Annotated in this window: 16 protein-coding genes; 5 read left to right on the plus strand and 11 right to left on the minus strand. The window is 61.3% G+C overall.

Going from position 1 to position 20,989, the window contains the following annotated elements; all coding sequences use genetic code 11:
* Positions 1–42: 42 nt before the first annotated feature.
* Positions 43–2,016 carry an alkyl/aryl-sulfatase gene (locus tag KGA98_RS27130; protein ID WP_223504715.1) on the plus strand — a complete coding sequence of 658 codons (1,974 nt, stop codon included), beginning with the start codon at positions 43–45 and terminating at the stop codon, positions 2,014–2,016.
* A gap of 461 nt (positions 2,017–2,477) precedes the next feature.
* On the opposite strand, the gene KGA98_RS27135 is transcribed toward KGA98_RS27130, so the two are convergent.
* The 5 genes from KGA98_RS27135 to KGA98_RS27155 all read right to left on the minus strand — a co-directional run bounded on the left by KGA98_RS27135 (position 2,478) and on the right by KGA98_RS27155 (position 10,297).
* Positions 2,478–3,863 (minus strand): DUF1254 domain-containing protein, encoded by a 1,386-nt coding sequence (locus KGA98_RS27135; RefSeq protein ID WP_223504717.1) that lies wholly within the window; start codon positions 3,861–3,863, stop codon positions 2,478–2,480.
* Positions 3,860–5,209 carry a DUF1254 domain-containing protein gene (locus tag KGA98_RS27140; protein WP_223504719.1) on the minus strand — a complete coding sequence of 450 codons (1,350 nt, stop codon included), beginning with the start codon at positions 5,207–5,209 and terminating at the stop codon, positions 3,860–3,862. Before KGA98_RS27140 ends, KGA98_RS27135 begins: the two co-directional genes overlap by 4 nt.
* Before the next feature lie 164 nt (positions 5,210–5,373).
* Positions 5,374–6,711 (minus strand): DUF1329 domain-containing protein, encoded by a 1,338-nt coding sequence (locus KGA98_RS27145; protein WP_223504721.1) that lies wholly within the window; start codon positions 6,709–6,711, stop codon positions 5,374–5,376.
* Positions 6,712–6,722: 11 nt separating this feature from the next.
* Positions 6,723–8,549, minus strand: a complete 1,827-nt coding sequence (locus KGA98_RS27150) for a DUF1302 domain-containing protein (RefSeq protein WP_223504723.1) — start codon at positions 8,547–8,549, stop codon at positions 6,723–6,725.
* 908 nt (positions 8,550–9,457) lie between these two features.
* Positions 9,458–10,297: a helix-turn-helix domain-containing protein gene (locus tag KGA98_RS27155; RefSeq protein WP_223504725.1), complete on the minus strand. Its 840-nt coding sequence runs from the start codon at positions 10,295–10,297 to the stop codon at positions 9,458–9,460.
* A 97-nt stretch (positions 10,298–10,394) separates the two neighbouring features.
* Between KGA98_RS27155 and KGA98_RS27160 the strand changes: the two genes are divergently transcribed.
* Positions 10,395–11,312 carry a LysR family transcriptional regulator gene (locus tag KGA98_RS27160; RefSeq protein ID WP_411736678.1) on the plus strand — a complete coding sequence of 306 codons (918 nt, stop codon included), beginning with the start codon at positions 10,395–10,397 and terminating at the stop codon, positions 11,310–11,312.
* A 117-nt stretch (positions 11,313–11,429) separates the two neighbouring features.
* On the opposite strand, the gene KGA98_RS27165 is transcribed toward KGA98_RS27160, so the two are convergent.
* On the minus strand, positions 11,430–12,344 hold the full coding sequence (locus KGA98_RS27165) for a LysR family transcriptional regulator (protein WP_090456383.1): 915 nt from the start codon (positions 12,342–12,344) through the stop codon (positions 11,430–11,432).
* Between the two features lie 71 nt (positions 12,345–12,415).
* On the opposite strand from KGA98_RS27165, the gene KGA98_RS27170 reads away from it, so the two are divergent.
* Together KGA98_RS27170 and KGA98_RS27175 are read left to right on the plus strand one after the other, a co-directional pair.
* On the plus strand, positions 12,416–13,456 hold the full coding sequence (locus KGA98_RS27170; RefSeq protein WP_223504729.1) for an AraC family transcriptional regulator: 1,041 nt from the start codon (positions 12,416–12,418) through the stop codon (positions 13,454–13,456).
* Between the two features lie 95 nt (positions 13,457–13,551).
* Complete coding sequence (locus KGA98_RS27175) at positions 13,552–13,695, plus strand: hypothetical protein (protein WP_223504740.1); 144 nt, start codon at positions 13,552–13,554, stop codon at positions 13,693–13,695.
* A gap of 146 nt (positions 13,696–13,841) precedes the next feature.
* On the opposite strand, the gene KGA98_RS27180 is transcribed toward KGA98_RS27175, so the two are convergent.
* Positions 13,842–14,648, minus strand: a complete 807-nt coding sequence (locus KGA98_RS27180) for a class I SAM-dependent methyltransferase (RefSeq protein WP_223504731.1) — start codon at positions 14,646–14,648, stop codon at positions 13,842–13,844.
* A 171-nt stretch (positions 14,649–14,819) separates the two neighbouring features.
* Between KGA98_RS27180 and KGA98_RS27185 the strand changes: the two genes are divergently transcribed.
* Positions 14,820–15,197 carry a hypothetical protein gene (locus tag KGA98_RS27185; protein WP_150815249.1) on the plus strand — a complete coding sequence of 126 codons (378 nt, stop codon included), beginning with the start codon at positions 14,820–14,822 and terminating at the stop codon, positions 15,195–15,197.
* A gap of 3 nt (positions 15,198–15,200) precedes the next feature.
* On the opposite strand, the gene KGA98_RS27190 is transcribed toward KGA98_RS27185, so the two are convergent.
* The 4 genes from KGA98_RS27190 to KGA98_RS27205 all read right to left on the minus strand — a co-directional run bounded on the left by KGA98_RS27190 (position 15,201) and on the right by KGA98_RS27205 (position 20,945).
* Positions 15,201–16,634, minus strand: coding sequence for a sigma-54-dependent transcriptional regulator (locus KGA98_RS27190; RefSeq protein ID WP_223504734.1), 1,434 nt, complete (start codon positions 16,632–16,634; stop codon positions 15,201–15,203).
* On the minus strand, positions 16,603–18,096 hold the full coding sequence (locus KGA98_RS27195; RefSeq protein ID WP_150815247.1) for a sensor histidine kinase: 1,494 nt from the start codon (positions 18,094–18,096) through the stop codon (positions 16,603–16,605). Before KGA98_RS27195 ends, KGA98_RS27190 begins: the two co-directional genes overlap by 32 nt.
* 102 nt (positions 18,097–18,198) lie before the next feature.
* Positions 18,199–19,299: an SCO family protein gene (locus KGA98_RS27200; RefSeq protein ID WP_411736677.1), complete on the minus strand. Its 1,101-nt coding sequence runs from the start codon at positions 19,297–19,299 to the stop codon at positions 18,199–18,201.
* 200 nt (positions 19,300–19,499) lie between these two features.
* Entirely contained in the window at positions 19,500–20,945 is a 1,446-nt protein-coding gene (locus KGA98_RS27205; protein ID WP_223504738.1) for a sensor histidine kinase, read from the minus strand.
* Between the last annotated feature and the right edge of the window lie 44 nt (positions 20,946–20,989).

Consider the following 20,989-nt stretch of genomic DNA (forward strand, 5'->3'; position numbering starts at 1 on the left):
CTCGAAGCTGGTCTAACCATAACGATAAAAAACGGAGACGCCATGCCTCGTTTCACCTTGAGCCCTCGTGGGCTGCTCGCTTGCCTGATCACTGCCTGCCTGACGCAATCGGTGGTCGCCGCCGATGGACCGGTCGCAGCCAGCCCGCAAACCACGGCCAGTAACGCCGCCGTGCTGCAACAACTGCCCTTCACTGACCGCACCGACTACGAGTCGGTCACCAAGGGTCTGATCGCGCCGTTCAAGGGCCAGGTCAAGGACGCCTCGGGCAAGGTCATCTGGGATATCCAGGCCTATGACTTCCTCGCCAAAGACCAGGCCCCGGAGTCGGTCAACCCGAGCCTCTGGCGTCTGGCCCAACTCAGCGCCCATGCCGGATTGTTCGAAGTCAGCCCACGGCTGTATCAGGTGCGCGGCCTCGACCTGGCCAACATGACGATCATCGAAGGCGACGACGGGCTGATCATCATCGACCCGCTGACCATGGCCGAAACCGCCAAGGCGGCACTGGACCTGTACTACCAGAACCGTCCGCGCAAACCGGTGGTGGCGGTGATCTACAGCCACACCCACGTCGACCACTTCGGTGGCGTGCGCGGGGTCATCGACGAAGCCGACGTCAAGGCCGGCAAGGTCAAGGTGTTCGCCCCCGTCGGGTTCATGGAACACGTGATGAGCGAGAACGTCTACGCCGGCAATGCCATGAGCCGCCGCGCACAGTTCCAGTTCGGCAGCCTGCTGCCCCGTGGCGAAAAAGGCCAGGTCGATGCCGGCCTGGGCAAGAGCACACCGAGCGGCGGCACTGTCACCCTGATCCCGCCCACCGACCTGATCGACGAGGAACTGCAAACCCGCACCATCGCCGGTCTCGAGGTAGAGTTCCAGTTGACCCCGGGCACCGAGGCGCCGGCAGAGATGAACCTGTACCTGCCGCAATTGCGCGCCTTGTGCATGGCGGAAAACGCCACGCAAATGATGCACAACATCCTTACCCCCCGCGGCGCGCAAGTGCGTGACGCCAAGGCCTGGGCCGAGTACCTCGACGCCAGCCTGGCGCGTTACGGCGACAAGAGCGACGTGTTGTTCGCCCAGCACAACTGGCCGACCTGGGGTGGCGAACGCATCCGTACCTTCCTCGCCGACCAGCGCGACATGTACGCCTTCCTCAATGACCGCACCCTGCACCTGCTGAACCAGGGCCTGACGCCGCTGGAAATCGCCGATTCGATCAAGAAACTGCCAGGCAACCTCGACCAGAAGTGGTACACCCGTGGCTACTACGGCTCACTGAGTTTCAACACCCGGGCGGTGTATCAGCGCTACATGGGTTTCTATGACGGTAACCCGGCCAACCTCAATCCGCTGCCGCCAGTAGAAACGGCCAAGCGTTCGGTCGAGGCCATGGGCGGCGAAGCGGCAGTGCTTGAGAAAATGCAGGCGGCGATGGCCAAGGGTGAATACCGCTGGGCCGCGCAACTGGGCAATCAGGTGCTGTTCGCCAACCCGGACAACGGTGACGCCCGCAAAGCCCAGGCCCAGGCGTTGGAGCAAATGGGCTATCAAAGTGAAAACGCCACCTGGCGCAACATGTACCTGACCGGTGCCATGGAACTGCGCAACGGCGTGCCACCCCATGCGGGCACTTCGGTATCGGTGGACATGGTGCGGGCGATGAGCCCGCAGATGTTCTTCGACTTCCTGGCGGTGCGCCTGGACAGTGAAAAGGCCGTAGGCCATGACCTGACCCTGAACTGGACCTTCGATGACCTGAGCAAGGACTTCAACCTGACCCTGCGCAATGGCGTGCTGACCCACCGTGCAGGGCTCAATGCTCAGGCGGATGCCAGCGTGACCATGAGCAAGGCCACCCTGGAACAGATCAGCCTCAAGCAACTGGATATTCCGACGGCAATCCAGAAAGGTCTGATCAAGTTGCAAGGCAATGGCAAGAAGCTTGGGGAGTTGATGAGCAGCCTCGATACGTTTGCGCCGCAGTTCAATATCGTCACGCCTTGACCGGATGACGCGGGAAACCGCGTCGCCTTCATCGCGAGCAGGCTCGCTCCCACAGGGGACCGTGCTGTTCACAGCATTTGTGAATGGCACAGATCCAGTGTGGGAGCGAGCTTGCTCGCGATGGCTTTGTGTCAGGCGATGATTGTTTTGTGGGTGTACATATCCCTTGCTGCGGTCACGGCCACTTAGGGTTCCGCCCTTACGGCGGGTCACTTGGAAAAGCCCCAAGTAACCAAGGGCTCTTGCCCCTGACGTTCGGCCTCACGAGGGGGCGTGCACCGCAACAGCGCCCGAGGCGGCCTACCGGCCGGCCTGGTTGTTGAGGTCGTTCGTCTGCAATGTACCTGGTGGCTGGCAGGCCACCTTCGCGAGCAAGCTCGCTCCCACAGGGGACCGGGTTGTTCACAGCATCTGTGAATGGCACAGGTCCAATGTAGGAGCGAGCCTGCTCGCGATGCGGTTCAGGCAGACACCACTTCAACCACCGGCATTCGCCAGCGTTGATTGACCACCTGCTGCCCGGGTCCATACAGGCGCAGGACCAGGGTGAACGCTCCGCTTGCAGGCGTCGGCAACCAGTTGCTCTGCTCCGGCGGAGCGACGTTCTGCAGGATCAACGTCAACCCACCATCCGCATCTTCCTGCAACTGATCCCGACTGCTCAGGCAGTAGCGATTGATCGGGTTGGCCACCAGTTGCCGGTCCGGCAAGTCATACAGCGTCAGCGACCAGAACTCGCTGGCCGGCGGCAATTGACCCGCTGCGAAACGCAGGCGATAGCTTCGCCCACCCTGCAAGGGTTGCCCCTGATTATCCAGGCGAGTGCCGGTGTAGAAGGCCTCTTCCACGCTGTTGCCGTAGATGCCGACATTCGCCGCGACAGCGCGGTTGAGGTAATTGCCGTTCAGCGCTTCGCGAGTGCCGAACAGCCCGAGGGTGGTGCGTACCTGGCTCACCGCGGTTTGCAGTTGCGCCTGGGCGTCTTGAATCCCGGCGAGCAGTGCCTGGCGCGTTGCTGGCGGCAACGTCGCCGGGTCGAAACCCTGGCCGGGCACGATGCCGATCCGTGCAAAGCGCGCGCGCAAGGCTTGTTCGGACGGTTGCGTGGGGCACAGGCTGAGGATCTGGTTCAGCGCCGGGATAAACTCCAGCCCCAACCCGGTCTTGCTGTCCCAGGGGCGCCAGTCAATGGCTGGCGCAGCCACAGGCGGCGCACTGCCGATGTATTCATGCAACGAACGCAAACCGTATTGCTGCTGCAAGGCACGCACCGCCGACAGGTCCCCGGCGTTTTTCAGGCCCGTTCTCCCAAGCACCATGACGATTTCGGTTTCACTGCGCAGCACAGCCTTGACGCCGTCCGGTGTCGGGCCTTGCCAGTGGGGTCCGGCGATCAGGTAATTCCCCGCATCGCGACCGGTGCTGAGCACGCCGACATAGGCAAAGTTGTGGGTGTACTGGTCGACCAGTTGAAGCACGTAATAGCGGTCGTCAGGCACGGCCGGCACGCTCAACACCTGCGGCTCGCTGCGCAGGTCAAGCCACGCCCAGGAGTACGGCGTGTCGTTGTTCGGCGTGACGATGTCGCGGTTGTTCGGGGTAAACAGCTCGCTGTAATGACGAAAGCGGTTGAAGCCGCCGACGTACTCCGGCGCGTCCGGGTTGAGCGCCTGTTTTTCCATGGTCTGGTAATGCATGAGCATGGGGTACGCGTAAATCCACGCCTCTTTGGCAATCTGCCGAGGGTCATCGGAATCACCGGCCAGCAGCCGGCGTGGAAACATCAGACTTGCTCCCAATACCCCCATGCCGCCCAGCAACCGGCGGCGACTGAAAATCAGGTTCATGATTCGATCCTCGCAATCGTCGGCAACTGATAACTCCCGTCCAATGCCCCGCCCTTGGGCAGGTACAGGCGCAACAGCAGGTTGAACGGACCTTGCGGCGTCGGCAGCCAGTTGCCCTGCGGCGCAGCCTTGGGCGCATCGGCTTGCAGGATCAGGGTCAAGCCGCCGTCGGCATCGTATTGTAGACCAGGGCTGCGGTCGCCCAGGGCGTAACGCTGGATCGGGTTGGCCACCAGCAACTGGGTTTTGCCGTCATACAGGGTCAGCGACCAGAACGCATTCACCGGCGGCAATTGCCCGGCGGGAAAATGCAGGCGATAGGCGTGTTGGCCATTGAGTTCCTGCCCCTTTGCATCGTGCAACGCCATCGGGTACAGCGCTTCCACCGCATCGTTGGCGTAGATGTAGCGCCAGGCGACTGCGGCACGGGTCAGGTCATCGTCACCAAACTTGCCGACGTTGGGCGGCGACGGCAACCAGCCCTGCTGTTCCACCGATAGTCGGCTGGAGGCTGCGCGGACCTGTTCGCGGCCGGCTTCGGCGCCCTGTGCGACGGCTTCGTTCAAGTCCGCCGGGGCCTGGAATCCGGCCCCCGGCTTGACCCCGATGGCGGCGAAACGGGCCAGTTTCTTTTGTTCGCCGGCGGTCCATTGATGCAAGGGGGCCAGCGCGTTGAAGGTGCTGAACAACACCTGCGCCGGCCCGTGCCTGGTGTCCGTGTACGCTGGCAGTTGCAGCGGTGCCAGGGGTTCAGGGGGCGCGCTGCCATTGACTTTGGACAGCGGTTGCAAGGCGTAGCCCCTCAGCACTTGCGCGGCGTCTTTCTGATCCGCTTCGCCCTTGACCTCGGTCCGTCCCAACAGGAAGACCAGCCGGCTCGGTGAGCGAATCACCGCGCTGAACCCCGATGGCGCGGGCCCCTTCCAGTCCGGCCCGACAATCAGGTAGCGCCCCGCCTTGTCACCCGTGGCGCGAGTGCCGATGTAGTCGAGGTTGTCGGTGCGCATGTCCACCAGCTGGAAACTGTAGTAGCGACCTTGCACGGCCGGTACGTCGAGCACCACAGGTTCGCTGCGCAAGTCCAGCAAGGCACGGGAATAGAAGGTGTCGTTGTTGGGCGACACCACTTTGTTGTCTTGCGGGCCGAGCAGGCGCGGTTCGCTGTAGAGACGGTTGAACGGCAGTTTCGCGGCGATGGCGCTGAGCACTTTGTCGTGTTCGACGGTGGCGTAGGCGAACACGTAGGCCTCCTGCGACAGGTCTTTGGCTTGCTGTTGGTCGAGGGTTGCGGCGTGAACAGTACCCAGGCTCGCGCCAAGGGCCAGAGCGGATATCCAGTAGCGCATGGCAGATCTCCTTGGCAGATGCAAAAGTGTCATCCACCACCGTCCAATGTGGGAGCGGGCTTGCTCGCGAAAAGGGCATCACATTCAACATTTTCGTTGACTGGTACACCGCTTTCGCGAGCAAGCCCGCTCCCACATTGGCTTTGCGGTGGTTTGGCGAATGGTTACTTGGCCCAGCGCCGCAGGTCCGACGGGGTGTAGTCGTCGGTCTTGGCGGCGAAGCCCACGCGCATCGGCTCGGTCTCTTCGTTGGCCAGGCCGCCGGCGTAGTAGCGTCCGGAGATCAGGTCATAGGAGGTTTCCAGCACGTTGTAGGTGAAGCCGTGGTCGTACTGCTGGATCGCGTGCAGTTCACCGCTGCGCCACAGTTCACCGCGGCTGTCGTACTGGTCCGACTGGGCGATCTGCCAGCTGTCTTCGTCCACATAGAAGCGACGTTTGGCGTAGATGTGCCGGGCACCGGGCTTGAGGGTCGCTTCGACCACCCACACGCGGTGCTTCTCGTAGCGGGCCAGGTCCTGATTGACGTGGTTAGGCTTGATCACGGTGTCGTACTTGAGGTCGCGGCTGCCGATCTTGTAGCTGTTGTAAGGGATGAACAGCTCTTGCTTGCCCACCAGTTTCCAGTCGAAACGGTCCGGCGCGCCGTTGTAGCCGTCGATGTTGTCGGCGGTGATCAGGCCGTTGCTGTAACGGGCGCTGTTGTCGTAGGCGATCATCGGCGCACGGCGCACGCGACGTTGCCCTGGCAGGTATTGCCAGGCCGAACGCGGCTCGGCGACCTGGTCGATCGGCTCGTGCACCAGCACCGCCTCACCGGACAGACGCGCCGGTTCCAGCACCCGGCTCTTGAACATGAACAGGATGTTCGAGCCCGGTTCCAGCCCGCCCACGGTGTCGGCAAAGTTGATCAAAGACTGGTTGCGCACGTAGCTGGTGGCGCCATTTTCACGCACCAGCGCGGCGCTGCTGATGCGCTCGTAACTGCCGCCGCGATAACGGGTCATGTGGTTCCACATCACCTCCAGGCCTTCGGTGGGCAACGGAAACGGAATGCCCCTGGCATAGTCGTGCAAGCCGTTGCCGCCGTCGGCCATGCTGGTCTTGGCGACGTTCTCACGACTGGCCGCCAGTACCTCCTTGGGCAGGTTGGCGCTGCGATGGCTCGGGTAGATGTTCATCTTGTAGGTGTCGGGAAAACGCTTGAACAACGCGATTTGCCCGGGGCTGAGAAACTTCTGGTATTGCGTCAGGTTCTGCGCGGTGACGGTGAACAACGGCTTCTCGGCGGCATACGGATCGCTGTAGCCGCCCTTGCTGTCGACGGTGCCGGCGTTGCTCGCCAGACCACCGGTCCAGGCCGGAATGCTGCCGTCGGCATTGGCCGCCATTTCCGAGCCCATGGGGGTCAGGGTCTTGCCCAGTGCCGCCGAATCGGTGCCTTTGGCCTGGGCCAGGCCGACGGTGCAGGCCAGGGCCAGCACGCACAATTGCATACGCATAACGGTTCTCCTTAGAAGTCTGCCTTGAAGCTGACGGATGCAAAATCGCGGTCGTCGAGGGTGCTGTAGTCGTTGGAACCGAAGAACGTGTTGTAGGCCAGTTCCACGCTGTAATCGTTCATGTAGACGCCGGTCAGGCTCACGCCCAGCGCTTGCTGGCCTTCCTGGAACGGCCCTTGCGGATCGTAGGAATAGCCCGAGACGTCATGCCGCCAGTTGACGGCCGGAATCAGGTTGATGCCTGGCAACACATCGCTGTATTCGAGGCTGGCGCGCAGGCGATACCCCCACGACCAATCGGTGGCAAAGCCCTTGTCGGTGCAGTATTGGTTGGTCACACCTGAAGCCACCGTGTTGCACGGCGTGCCGTTGCGCGGGGCGCTGCGGCCGAACGCGGCGTTACGGCCCAGGCGCTCGTCCCCGAGATCGTCGATGTGCACGACACCGGCCTCACCGAACAGGCTCAGGCGCGTGGCGCCCAGCACGTTGTCGATGGCCTGGGTGGCCGAACCGGTCAACTGCCAGACGCCCTTGCGCTCCCACGCATCGAACTGGCTGCCATTGGTGGTGCTGAAGCCGGGCGGCAACTGCAACCAGGAACTGCCCCCCGGTCCGGAAATCACCGCAACGTTGACGTCGGGCGCGTTGATCGCGATCGGCATGTTCGGCCGGTAGCTCAACTCACCGGCCAGGGAAATCCCGGTGACAGGCTCGACGCCGTTGAGGCTGATGCCGTACAGGCGAATGTTTTCCGGGAAGGCCGCCGCATAACTCGGCCCCTGGATACCACCGGGGAAGGTACCGGGCACGGCGGTGTTCCTGGCGTTAATGGTGAAATACGGCAGCCGCGAGTGATAGTTGATGTAGTAGATCGCCGCTTCCGCATCGTTGAGCGCCGGGATCATCTGGCGCAAGGCGAAGCCGAACTGGCCGTTGTCGGACGGCGATTCGTTGCCCCGGGACGTGGCGAACAAACCAGCGGCCTGCATCTGTTGATCGGTCTGCACCTGGCTCAGGTACAGCGGCCCGCAACCCGGCTGGATCACATCACTGCTGGCGAAGAAGGTGCCGCAACCGTCGAGTACGCTGGGGCGCCAGTTGTACTGGTAAAAACCTTCGAGGTTGGTGGTGTCGGTCAGGCCGAAGCTGAAGGAGACCATCTCCACCGGCAACTGGCCTTCCTTGATCTCCACACCGGGACGGTTGAACGCCGAGATGTCCAACGGGTTGATCACGTTGATGCCGTTCTGGATCAGCAGCGCTTCGCCCCAGGACAACACCTGGTTACCGACCTTTACGTTCAGCGGATGTTCGGCCACCTGGAAGTCTTTCCAGACGTAGGCATCGAGCACCTCGAAGCCCTTGAATTTTGACAGGTCGTCCCAGCCCGAATCGTCGAAATCCTTGAAGCGGCCATTGCCGGTTTCGTAGGCGTGGTCGTACCAGTACTTGAAGCGAATGAACGCGCCCTGGCCCTGGCCATCGAGACTGATATCGGTGAGCCCCTTGAAGAGTTGCGAGATGGGGTCGCCCTTCTTGAAGTTCAGCCGGTTGTCGTCGGCGCTGACGCTGGTGCCATTGGCATTTACACCCTGGGCCTGCAAGGCGTTGGCGCGGGTCATCAGGCTTTTGTCGGGGTTTTGCGTCGACCAGCTGCTGCCCAGGCTCAGGCTGGTCTTGGTCGACAGGCTCCAGTCTTCGTTGAGGTCAAATGTGGTGGCGTAGGTTGGCCCCGTCAGAACGGCAAGAATCGCCAGCGCAAGGGGTTGCGGGCGAGTGTGGCCAAGCCGGTGAAGCCGTTGGCGGACTCCGGCTGTGGCCGAGCGTTTTTTTATCATTATTAGGCTCCGGTCAGGTTTGCTCAGCCCGGACACGGTGCCCAACTATCGGCCCCGACACGCAAGCGATGGCCGACAAAAAATAATCATCGGGGAGATCTGCGGGGGGCTTCGGTTAATTTCTGAAGGCATACATATCCGTTTCTGCGGATGCGGTCACCTGTGGGAGCGAGCTTGCTCGCGATGGCGGCGTGGCAGGCGATGAGTATTTTGTGGGTGTACATATCCATTGCTGCGGTAACGGCCACTTAGGGTTCCGCCCTTACGGCGGGTCACTTGGAAAAGCCCCAAGTAACCAAAGGCTCTTGCCCCTGACATTCGGTGCCTCGCTGTGGCTCGGCATGCCCTCCAGCGTATGCATTCCCCCTGTAGGAGCGAGCCTGCTCGCGAAGGACGTCAACGATAACGCGTGTTGTCTGAATGAACGCGGTGTCTGGACGTTTTTCGCGAGCAAGCTCGCTCCCACAGGTACTGAGTACATCCGCAAGATTTCGGTCGACTGTGAGGCCGCCATCGCGAGCAAGCTCGCTCCCACAGAAGAGCAAAGACAGAGCGGCGTACACCACGCTCTTCACCACTCATCAGGCCGAGCGTTAGCTCGCCTGCAGCTCTTGATCTTGATCCACCCGCCCCCTCGGAAGGCTGAGCGGAGGTGTTTATCCGGGGATTGGCGCGCAGCGCCGTTCGACGCAGTCGAACTCATTGCATGTAGGTCGAAGCGAAGCCGACCGGAGGGCAATGCCCCCGGATGAATGCCGCAGCGAAGGAACGCCGAGCCTTAGCGAGGGGCCGTACGTTCGGGGCGAGACCTTTTGGTTCCTTTTGGGGCGTTTGCCAAAAGGGACTCGCCGTAAGGGCGAAACCATAGGCCGCCGTTACCTAAATAACGGATATGCACTCAACCAAGACTACAAACCAAGGCGAAACTGCTTAGGCGTAATCCCGAACTGCTTGCGAAACGCCCGAATGAAATTGCTCGGCTGCCGATACCCCAACCGCTCGGAAATCCGCTCAATCGGCTGATCCCCCGCCGTCAACCAGTGCCGCGCCAACTCCAGGCTATCGCTACGGGTGTGTTGCGCCGCAGCGGTCTGCCAGTGCCGCAATATGCTCTGATGCAAAAACCCATTGGCCCCCAGCAAAGGCTCATCGAGACTGGCCGCTGGCAGGCTCAGACACGGATGTGAACCCTCCAGCACCTCGACACCCATGCTACGCAACCACTGCCCGGCAGCCTGTTGCGGCGTCAAGTGGACCGCGACGAACACCTCGGCCGGCGCGCGCCCCAAACGTCGGGCGATGTTGCGCACCAACGTCAGGGTCGCCGCATCGAGACCAAAAAAATGCGGCGGCTGGTCAACACTGCGCAAATGCAAGCGAGCCTGCCCGTCACCCTCCTCCAGTTCCGCCACTACGTAGTTGGTCACCCGCGGCAGGAAATCAGTGAAACACGCCAGGCTCGCGCGAAGGGTCGCGGCGGAGTCCAGCAGAATGTTCAAACCCCGTAACGTGGTAGTCGCCATGCCATTGACCAGTTCGCAGCCAAACGACACCCCGGCGCCCGCACGTTCGCATTCATTCCACAGGCATTCGACCAGGTGCGCGGGCACGTGCAGGTCCTGCCCTTCGAGCAACGACTGGCAGATGCCGGCTCGTTGCAGCAGTTGGTCCTGGCACAGTCCGGACTGCCGGGCATGGCTGAGAATGGTACGGGTGAAGGCGCTGGAAATGAACGGTTGGCTGGTCATGGCAGGTTACGGCGAGAAGACAGGCGTGTACTTATGCCAGCCCCTGTGATATCGATCCAATGCATTAAAAGTATCCGACAAATGCAGGAGACGCATGATGGACCTACGACAACTCCGCCACTTTGTCGCCTTGGCCGATTACCGCAACTTCGGCCGTGCCGCCGAGGCGATCAACCTCAGCCAACCCGCCTTCAGTCGCAGCATCCAGACCCTGGAGCGCGACCTCGACTGCGCGCTGGTAGAACGCAGCAGCCGCGAATTCCGTCTGACTGGCCAGGGTGAACTGGTACTGCAACATGCCCGGCGCCTGCTCGCCGGCAGCCAGGCCCTGCAAAACGAACTGACGCAATACAACGGCCTGACCGGTGGCGAGTTGCACTTCGGCTGCGGCCCGTACCCGGCCCAGGTGCTGGTGCCCGAGGCGCTGGCGGAATTCATCCAGGCTCACCCGGCGATCCGCATCAGCTTCCACCAGGGCGACTGGGAGCAACTGGCGGTCTGGCTTCGCGAACAGCAGATCGAATTCCTCGTGGCCGACGCGCGGTACTTCACCGGCGACCCGCAATACCAGGTTCAGCTGTTGCGCCCTAGACGTGGTCGGTTCTTTTGCCGTGTCGGTCATCCCTTGGTGCAGCAGCAGAACCTGTCCCTGCGCGCCCTGCTCGACTACGCGGTGGTCGGCACGCGAATACCGCCGATGATCCGCAAGATCCTCGCCGACGTGCAGGGCGAGGCGGACTTCAACCCGAGCGTGGAGTGCGCGCAATTCGATGCGATCCGCCGCGTGGTGATGCGCTCCGATGCGGTGGGTATAGCCACCATGGAGGCCTTGGCCGAACTGGTGGACCAGGGCCTGATCCGGCTGCTGGAGTTTACCGACGTACCCAAGGAGGATCCCGGCCTGCAATTGCATTACGGCATCGTCAGCCGTGCCGGGCATTCCCTGACACCGGCCGCGCTGGCGATGGTTGAGGCTGTGCTGACGGTCGACCAACGTTTGCTGGCGTCGAACTAGGCGCATCTGAAACGCACACAAATCCCTGTAGGAACGAGCTTGCTCGCGATGGTGTATCAGTCGACACAGCGGTGAATGACACTCCATCGCGAGCAAGCTCGCTCCTACAGGGGTAGATCACGCACGCCGCGCCAGCGACTGCAAGGCCCGGGGCTCACCGAGGGCGCGCAGCAGGCAGTGCATCGCCTCCTCGCGGCTGCGCTCGAAGCGATAGCGCGACTCGATGTACAGCGCCAGTTTCAATTCCACGGGTTCGTCCAGGGGCAGCGGCACGTGTTGCAGGCCCAGCACGTTGGCGACCCGGCTTGGCAGGCTGATGCCGAACGGCTGGCGATCGGCGATCAGCTTCGCGGCCAGGGTGCTTTGGGTGCTCATCGCCACATTCCGGCGCAGGCCTTTCAAGCCAAGCTGCAAGTCCACCGGGCTGAGCCCGTCGCGGCGGCTCGACACCTGGATCTGCGGCTGCTCCAGATACTCCTGCAGGGTGCGCGGCGGCTCCTTGAGCGCGGCGCCATAGGCGAACACGTAATGGTCAGCGGGCAATGCCTGTTTGTGCAGGCCGGCAAGCCCGGCCAGAGGCTGGTCGAGGTCGATCAGGATATCCAGCTTGCCGCTGGCCAGGTCCTGCAAGGCGTCGCGGCGCCGGGGCTGGAAATAACGCACCTGCCAATCGGCGTGGGGCGACTCGAGCAAGGCATCGAGCAACACCGGTTGCAGGCAATCCAGACAACTGATGCGCAGCAGTGGATTGTTCTGCCGCGCGGCGGGAATCATGCGCAAGCCATCGCGCAATGACTCCAGCGCTGCACGCACGTAGTCGGCCAGACGATGGGCGACCAGTGTCGGCGTCACCCCCAGGCGACTCTTGATGAACAGCGGGTCGCCGCACAACTCGCGCAGGCGACGCAACGCATTGCTCATGGCCGGTTGCGACAGGCACATCACCTCGGCCGCACGGGTGACGCTGCGCTGCTGATAAATCGCATCGAAGGCAAGCAACAGGTTCAAATCGAGCTGGCGTAAATCAAGCATGGTCTTGCTCCGGCAAATCGCTTAACGTCGGGCAGCCTAACCAGTGATGCGGAACAAGCTGTGAGCCCTACATGACAAAAAGCGATCAGCCACTGCGCGATCAATCGATACCCAATGCGTTCTACGCGCCGACCCTGCTGCCGGCCATCGAAGAGTTGCTGGCCCGTGGCGTGGACCGGGACAGTATCGAAGGCCTGTTTCGTCGCAGCCTGTTCGAGTTGCGCACGCCATTCATGCGCATTCCGCTGTTCATGTCGCGGCGCTTCTGGGCGTTTGCCCTGGAACAGACCGGCGACCCGCTGATCGGCCTGGCGGCTGGCCGGCGTTTCGTTTCCACCGCTACCAATGGCCTGACGTACCTGTTCGACGTGGCCGACTCACTGGACAGCGCCTGCCAGTATTTCGTGCGTTTCTTTCCGTTTTTCAACGGGCACTTCCAGGCGCGGATCGTGCGCGGCGACGACAGCGTCCAATTGCACCTGCTCGATTGCGGCAGTGTGAAAACCAGCGCGGCCACCGCCGATTACATTCTCATCAGCCTGTGCAGCATGTTGCGGCGCAAATTCCTCGCCAGCGGCCTGGAGCGTGATCCGGTTCTGGGCGTCGGGCTGGTCGGCGCTTGCACGACCAATGCGCAGGAGCATCAACAAGCCTTTCGCGCACCGGTGCAATGGGGGCAGGCGCAGCACTCGATCCGCCTCGATCCACAGCTGTTCGTCATCCCGTTGACGCCGGGCAATCATGAACTGGAACACACGCTGATCGAGCTGCTGGAGCAGACCCGGCGCAACAGCGAACCGACCTTGCTGGAGCAAGTCTGCGACCATTTGATCGGCAACCTCGCCGAAGCCAACTGGCAGCAATTCTGTACCACCCAGCACGTGCTCGAGCGCACCGCCGCCCGACGCTTGAAGGCGTTGGGCTGGAGTTTTTCAGAGTTGCTCGACGAATACCGTCGCTACCGGGCCGAAGACTTTTTGCAGGGAACGGACCTGGAGCTGGTGGAGATTTCCGACCGCCTGGGCTACAGCGATGTGCAAAGCTTCAATCGTGCCTGCCTGCGGTGGCTGGGGTGCGCACCGGGTGCCTGGCGAACCCGGAAAGGTCGATAAAAAACACACGGGTGCGCCACGGGTGCCTTTGGTTTTTGCGTTCCCCCCGGTTTCCAGCGACAAATGATGAGTGGGTTGAGAGTCCAAAATCTTCAGTGGATTCTCAGCGGGCGCAGTCACCACCCGACGGACTGCTGGAAATCGTCGCCCACCCGAACCAGCTCGGCGCCGACTTCGGCGATGCCTACCTGGAGCCGGGAATAACCGAGGCCTACGCAGTTCTAACCGGGTCCACCTGAAACCGCGTCGCCGCCATCGCGAGCAAGCTCGCTCCCACATGGGATTGTTGTCTTATGCAAGACCGATGTACGACTCCGAACACCTGTGGGAGCGAGCCTGCTCGCGATGGGGCCCGCAGGACCCGCACGCAATTGAGCCCAGGGCATCAGCCCTTCACCACCACCCACGTAAAACACAACGGCAACTGCGCCACCTGCTGCTGATAGCGGTCATAGAGCTCTTCGCGGTTGGAGTGTGGGTATTCCCTGAAGTGACGGATCTGCAGCCCTGCCGCAATGGCGGCGCTGAAGAGGTCGCCCAGGGTGTGGACGAACCAGTAGGACGGCGCGGCCGGCTGTTCGATCCTGCCTTCGTAGACGATCGGTTCGTGCTGCACGAACGGTTCGCGGCGGAAGTATGAGCTGGCCGGGCGAAAAGGATCGGCTGCCTCGGGGTCGAACATTTCCAGGAAAGGATGGGTTTCGTACACCACCAGCGCCCCACCCGGCTTCAGCGTGCGCGCCACATGGCGGAAGAATTCGCCGATGTCCGGTATCCAGTTCAAGACCCCGATGGTGATCAGCGCCAGGTCAAAGCGCTCCTGCAGTCCGGCCGGCAAGTGGTGAATGTCCGCTTCGATGAATTGCGGCGCGTGGGGCGATCGGGACGCCAGTTCCCGTGCCTGCCCGAGAAAGGCTTCAGACTGGTCGACGCCCACCACGCTGCGCGCGCCCATGGCGAACAGCGACAGGCTTTCACGACCGTTGTTGCAGCCTAGTTGCACCACGTCCTTGCCGTCGATACCTGTCTGGGTCAGCAAAGCGGTCAGGGTGTCGTCCAGACAGGAAAAATCCGCTTGTTCCACACCCTTCAACAAGGCTTGCCATTCGCTGGAGTCCTTGTGGTGACGGGCGGAGTCATTCCATGCCTCGCGGTTACTGGCGATGGCTTGTTCTTTTGTCGGCAGTTCCATTGCACGCTCCAGGGTCCGGGTCGTCGATTTGACCGGCGAAGTCTAGATCAACCCCATCCTGGCAGGTGTTGCGAACTTGTAATCCGCGCGGCAGCGACGGCTGTCCACGGCGCCAGCTATAGTTAAAGACCTTGGGAGGAATGTGGTTAAACCGATTTAGCAGGTGTTGCCATGAAAAAGACCGACCTGACGCTTTTGCTCGCCGTCTGCCTGGGCGCAACCGCTGTCGTCCACGCGGACGACATGCCCACCACCAACTACAGCAGCGAATTCAACTATTACGGCGCCGACCAACCCTTCGCGCACCCCGTACCGCCGTCGATGAACATTGTGCCGCCGGGTTCGTACATCCCGACCGCGCCCAGGGAATTCATTCCGGTTTCAAGTGAGCACGTGTTTTCCGATTCGCGCCTGCCGACAGTGGCCGACGCCACGGTTCGGGTGTTTATCCGCTCCTACGATCCGGAGCGTGGTGTGTACGTGAACCAGGAAGTCGAGAACCCCAGCTGCATGCTGTCCTGCCTGAGGCAGGGCCCGGTGTTGCAGTGAGCCTTACCACTGGCGTTTGTCCGGACGGGCGAGGCCGAGTTTTTCGATCCGGTAGCGCAACATGTCACGGCTCAGGCCCAGCAGGCGTGCCGATTTGGTGACGTTCCAGTCGGTCTTGTCGAGCATCTTGCGCACCATGTCGCGCTCCACTTCCGGCAGGTTCATGGAGTCGCTGCCGCTGAAGGACGGACGCGGTTCGCTGAAGTGTGACGGCTCGTGATGAAACATCGGTGGCTCATCCATCAGGCTCAGGCAGACGTTCAACTGATGGGCGGCGATAGTGTCGCTTTGCGCCAGCAACACGGTTTGCTCCAGCATGTTGCGCAATTCGCGCACGTTGCCCGGCCAGCTGTAGCTAAGCAGCAAATCTTCGGCCTGGTCGCTGAAATGCAGGTTCGGCTTGCCGTAGCGTTTGCCATGTAGCCCCAGGAAGTGCCGGGCCAGCAGCAGGATATCGGCGCCACGGGTATACAGGCGCGGCACCTTGATGGAAATGATGCGCAGGCGGAAGAACAGGTCACGACGAAATTTGCCTTGCTGGACCATCTGTTCGAGATTGCAGTTGGTGGCGCTGATCACCCGCAGATCGACCTTGCGCTCCTTCACTGAACCGACCCGGCGAATGGTCCGGTCTTCCAGTAGTTTCAGCAGCTTGGCTTGCAGCAGCAGGTCCATTTCACCGATTTCATCGAGGAACAGCGTGCCGCCATCGGCCGCTTCCACCAGCCCCATGCGACGATCCTTGGCGTCGGTGAAGGCGCCCTTCTCGTGGCCGAACAGTTCCGACTCCACCAGATTGGACGGGATCGAAGCACAGTTGAATTCAATGAATGGGCCTTTGGCGCGCGGGCCATCGAAGTGCAAGGCCCGGGCCACCAGTTCCTTGCCGGTGCCCGTCTCGCCTTCCACCAGCACCGGCGGCAGGTCGCTGTTGGCCATGCGCCGTTCGGCGTCGAGCAACTGGGTGATGGTGCCCTTGAGGTACGCCATCGGTGCCGACTCGCCAATCAGTGCCTGCACTCCCGACTTCTGGGCCTCGCGCTCTTGGTAAAACGACAGCGTACGCTCCATGCGGTCGGTGGCCAGGGCCTTGTCCAGCAGCAACTTGAGCTCTGGCAGGGCCACCGGTTTAGTGACGTAATGAAAGGCGCCCTCTTTCATCGCCACCACGGCGTCTTCGACGTTGCCGTAGCCGGTCATCATGATCACTTTCAGATCCGGCGCGCTGATGCGCAGCTTCTGGATCAGGTCGTGACCACTCATGCCCGGCAACGAGTTGTCGGTCAGTACCACGTCAGGCGCGAATGAACCCAATTGCTCCAGTGCATCTTCAGCCGAGTGGCAGACGGTCACCTCGAAGTCCTTGCGCTCCAGGTAAGTCTGAATATTCTCGGCGAGGATTTCGTCATCCTCGACCAGCAGAATGCTGTGCTCCATATACCCCTCCCGTTGCCACTTTGAAATTGAGACAAACACGGGTTCCTTCCTGCTCCCGGCTGGTCAGTTCGACCGAGCCGTCAAAACGCTCCATTATTCTTTTGACCAGGGCCAGGCCCACACCCAACCCACCTTGCTTGGTGGTAAAAAACGGCTTGAAGACCATTTGCTGCTGTTGTTTGGACATCCCTTTGCCGGTGTCGGTCAATGTCATTCTCACGTCGCCGGACACCGAGGAATCGATCTCGATTGTCAGCACGCCCCCCTTGGGCATGGCTTCCAGTGCATTAGCAAACAGGCTATTGAGTATTTGCGTGAGCAGCACCTGCTGGCTGACGACCGGTGGCACGCTGACAGGGGAGAAACGCACTTCAACGTCCGAACGCTTGATCAGGGACTCAAAGGCACTCAGGGTGTCTTCGAGAGCCAGCACCAGGTCGACCGTTTCACAGTCGTCATTCATCGGCCGCAACGACACCAGCAATTCACGGACCCAGCGCGACATGCGGTCGACCTGACTGATGATATCGCCGATGTTTTTCTGTGCGGTCTGGCTGGCGATGTCCTGGGCCAGTTCGGCGCTGGAACGGATATTGGCCAGCGGGTTGCGCAAGCTGTGGGCGACCGCCGAGGACATCTCGCCAAGGGCGACAAAGGTCTCGTTGGCGATCAGTTGTTTCTGCTGGCTCTGCAACAGCGTCGCCGCGCGTCGCACGATCCAGAACAGCCCCAGGTAAATGGCTGCCCCGCCGATCAGCGTGGCCAGCCAGATTGCCTTGAAGCCACGCTGGATACGCGCCACCAGATCCACCGGCTCCTTGTAGATTTCCACCATGGCAATCACTTTGCTTCTGTCGGCGTTGAACATCGGAATGTAGTTCTCGACGAACAGGTACTCCGGTTCGCGCAGCAAGCGCTGCTCGGGACGCTCCTCATCGATTTCGTGGTAACTGGTGGACACCGGCGATTTCATTTCGAAGGATTCGTCCAGCTCAAAGTCGCCTTCGATACGCACGCCGATCAACTCGGGGTTGGTCGACCAGACCACGGTGCGGTCCAGGGAGTACACCGTCGCCAGCAGGATGTCCGGCAGATGCTTCACATGGTCAAGAAACTCAACGCGCGCGGCGGCCCGGGATACGGGGTTGACGTCGGGGTAGGCATCATCCATGCGCGGGTCGAGCATTTCACCCATGGTTCGCCCCGGGGCAATGCCGGCATGCCGGATTTCGGCCTCGCCAATGGACTGGATGAACTGCGCGGTCAGCATCGAATCGCGCTCGATACTTTCATCGACAACAAAGCGCGTGGAGATGTAACCCAGCCCCAGCGCCACCACAGCGATGATCAGAAAGCTTGCCAGGGAGAACCAGCGCAGCAAATTGAACTGCGGCCGCCAACCCTTGCGTTGTGCAACGGGAGCCTGCGGCGCAGCTACTTTTTGTTGTTCGAGTATCTGCATGGCTGTGTCCTGGGTGCTTGAAATCGAGCCTGTTCAGCCGCTTTCAGGATCAGTGTAGGTGGCATTGATAGCCACCGACTGGCCCGCGTAATTTTTTTGACACTATTGCACCCGGGGTGTCTCGGGGTGCGCGACCGAATGATGTTGTTCAGGCTCTTCGTTACCACTGGCCAATGGCGCCGCTGGCGGATGTTGACGGTCGGTTTCTTCTTTCAGGAAATCGATGAGGGACTGGGCGGAACGCGCATCCAGTCGCAAGTTGGGCATCGAGATCCTGTTGTAGCGCTCGAACAGTTCCATCGCGATCGGGTCCTTTTCCGCGAGCATGCGGTCAGGTTCGCGGATCCAGCGGTTGAGCCAGGCCGGATCGCGCTGATAGGTCACGCCGATCAGGTCCGGGCCGATGCTGCGCAGGCCGATGCCCTGCCCGTCCAGCGGACCGAGGCTGTGGCAAGACGCGCAGCGGGTGCGAAACAGCTCTTCGCCATTGCTCGGCGGACGGATTTCGGGGGCGTCGACGTAGCTTTCCTCCACACTGGGCTGTTTCCAGTTATGCAGGGTATTGGCCAGTTGGTCGGCCAGAATCCACGGGTTTTCGAACGGCGATGCTTTCATCCAGCGGCCCGTTGCCTGGTTGCCGACGATCAGGCTCAGGTTGTGGTCCTTGTTGCGCCCGTTATCGACGCCTTCGATGAACAGCCCCAGTTTTTTGCGCAGGTCGGTGACGTCGGCGAATTCCCCGGTGAGGAATTTCCACCCGGGCCCGACCTGGAAGCGTTGCGCATAGGCCTTGAGCACCTCGGGGGTATCACTCAAGGGGTCGATGCTGATGGAGTAGAAGAAGATGTCCTTGCCGACCCGATCCCCCAGCAGTTTCTGCACCTGGCGCATGCGCGCGGTTTCCAGGGGGCAGGAGTCACTGCACGAGGTGAAGATGAAGTTGATCACCACCACCTTGTCTTTGATCAAGTCATCGAAAAAACGCAGCTGTTGTCCGTCCTGGTCGGTCAGCAGGGTGTTGGGGAAATAGTCGGCACCCCACGGGGTGACGGCTTCAACGACAGCGGGTTCGGCAATGGATGCCGGAGCAGGTGCAGGCGTCGACGTCGGCTGGCTGGCGACCAGCAACTGGCTGGCCAGCAAACCGGTCACCAGCATCAGCACCAGGTGTATGCCCAGGGCTCGCGAGCGTGGTGAATGCATCTCTTTTTTTTCCATCACCAGCCGCCTCGATGTGGTGAAGGGGGGTTATGGTGGTTTTGCAAGGACCTCGCCAATCATGTGTTTTTTTATAAAAACGTACTAACACTCGACAAAACAGTGATTTATCAAAATCAATGTGCAACGACCGGGCAAATGACCGGGGATTAATACCCGTTATTGGGGGTAGATCATCCCCGTTTTCAGGGGGCCAGAACAAAGGACAGGCGCACAGTGGTGCCCTCGCCTTCACTGCTGTCGAGGGTCACCGCACCGCCAAATCGCTCCATGATCCGCTCGACCAGCACCAGCCCGACTCCCAGCCCGCCCTGTTTGGTGGTGAAGAACGGCCGGAAGGCCATAGTGCGCTCTTCTTCGCTCATGCCTTTGCCGGTATCGCTCACCCTCACACTGACGCGCTGGGCATCGCGCGGTTCGATCTGGATGGTCAGGGTGCCGCCGCCGTCCATGGCTTCCACCGCATTGGACAGCAGGCTGCTGAGGAGCTGGGTCAGTTGTACGTGCTGGCTCAGCACCATGGGCGTCTGGTCCGGCTCGAACACCACGTTGACCTTGGCCTTGTCGATCTGATGCTCGTAAGCCATCAGGCTGTCATGCAGGGCCGCCACCAGGTTCACAGGTTCGGCCTCGTCATTGAGCGGTCGCAGGGACTGGAGCAACTCCCGTACCCATTTCGACATGCGATCGACCTGACCAATGATGTCGTTGATGTTCCCGTGTGCCGGACCGCTGTCGAACTCTATCGCCAGCTCGGCGCTTGAACGGATGTTCGCCAACGGATTGCGCAGACTGTGGGCGACCGCCGAGGACACCTCCCCCAGAGCCACAAAGGTTTCGTTGGTGATCAATTGCTTCTGCTGCGTCGCCAGCAGGATCGCCGCCCGCCGCACGATCCAGTACAGCCCCAGGTAAATGAGACCGCCGCCCAGGGCGGTTGCCAGCCAGATCAGCACCAGGCCGCGCTCCATGCGGTTGATCAGGTCCTGAGGTTCCTTGTAGATCTCGACCATCGCCGTGACGGTGCTGCCATCGGTGTCGAACAAGGGAATGTAGTTTTCGATGAAGGCGTATTTGGGTGGTTCCAGGAACTTCTGCTCCATGCGGGATCTATCCACACCGTGGTAAGCGGTCGACACGGAAATTTTCGAGTTGAATGCCCGATCGAGGTCTTCATTGCCATGGATCGCAATGCCCATCAAGGCCGGGTTGGTCGACCAGATCACCATGCGGTCGGGGGCGTAGATGTTGACCAGAATCACGTCCGGCAAGTTTGCGATATGGTCGAGGAATTCACCACGGGCACTGGCACGGGTCAGAGGGTCGACGTCAGGAAAGTCCATGTCTTTTCGTGGGTCGAGCAACTCACCCATGGTCCTGACGTTGGGAATCGACACATGGTGCACCTCGGCCGAGGCAATCGCCTGAATGAATTGTGAGGTCAATAGCGCATCGCGCTGCACGCTTTCGGTAATCACGAAGCGCGTGGATACCGCCCCCAGCGCCACCGCCACCGTGCCGATCACCAGCATGCTGACCAGTGAAAACCAGCGCAGCAGATTGAAGGGCTCCTTGCGCGTGTTCAAGCGAACTTCGCTGTCGGTCGCAAGTACTTTGGCGATTGTGGTCATGGACACGGTTCCCGGAAACCCCCTATAGGTTTATAGCCCAGCCA

The organism is Pseudomonas sp. BF-R-24 (genome assembly GCF_019947335.1).
GTDB lineage: Bacteria > Pseudomonadota > Gammaproteobacteria > Pseudomonadales > Pseudomonadaceae > Aquipseudomonas > Aquipseudomonas jessenii.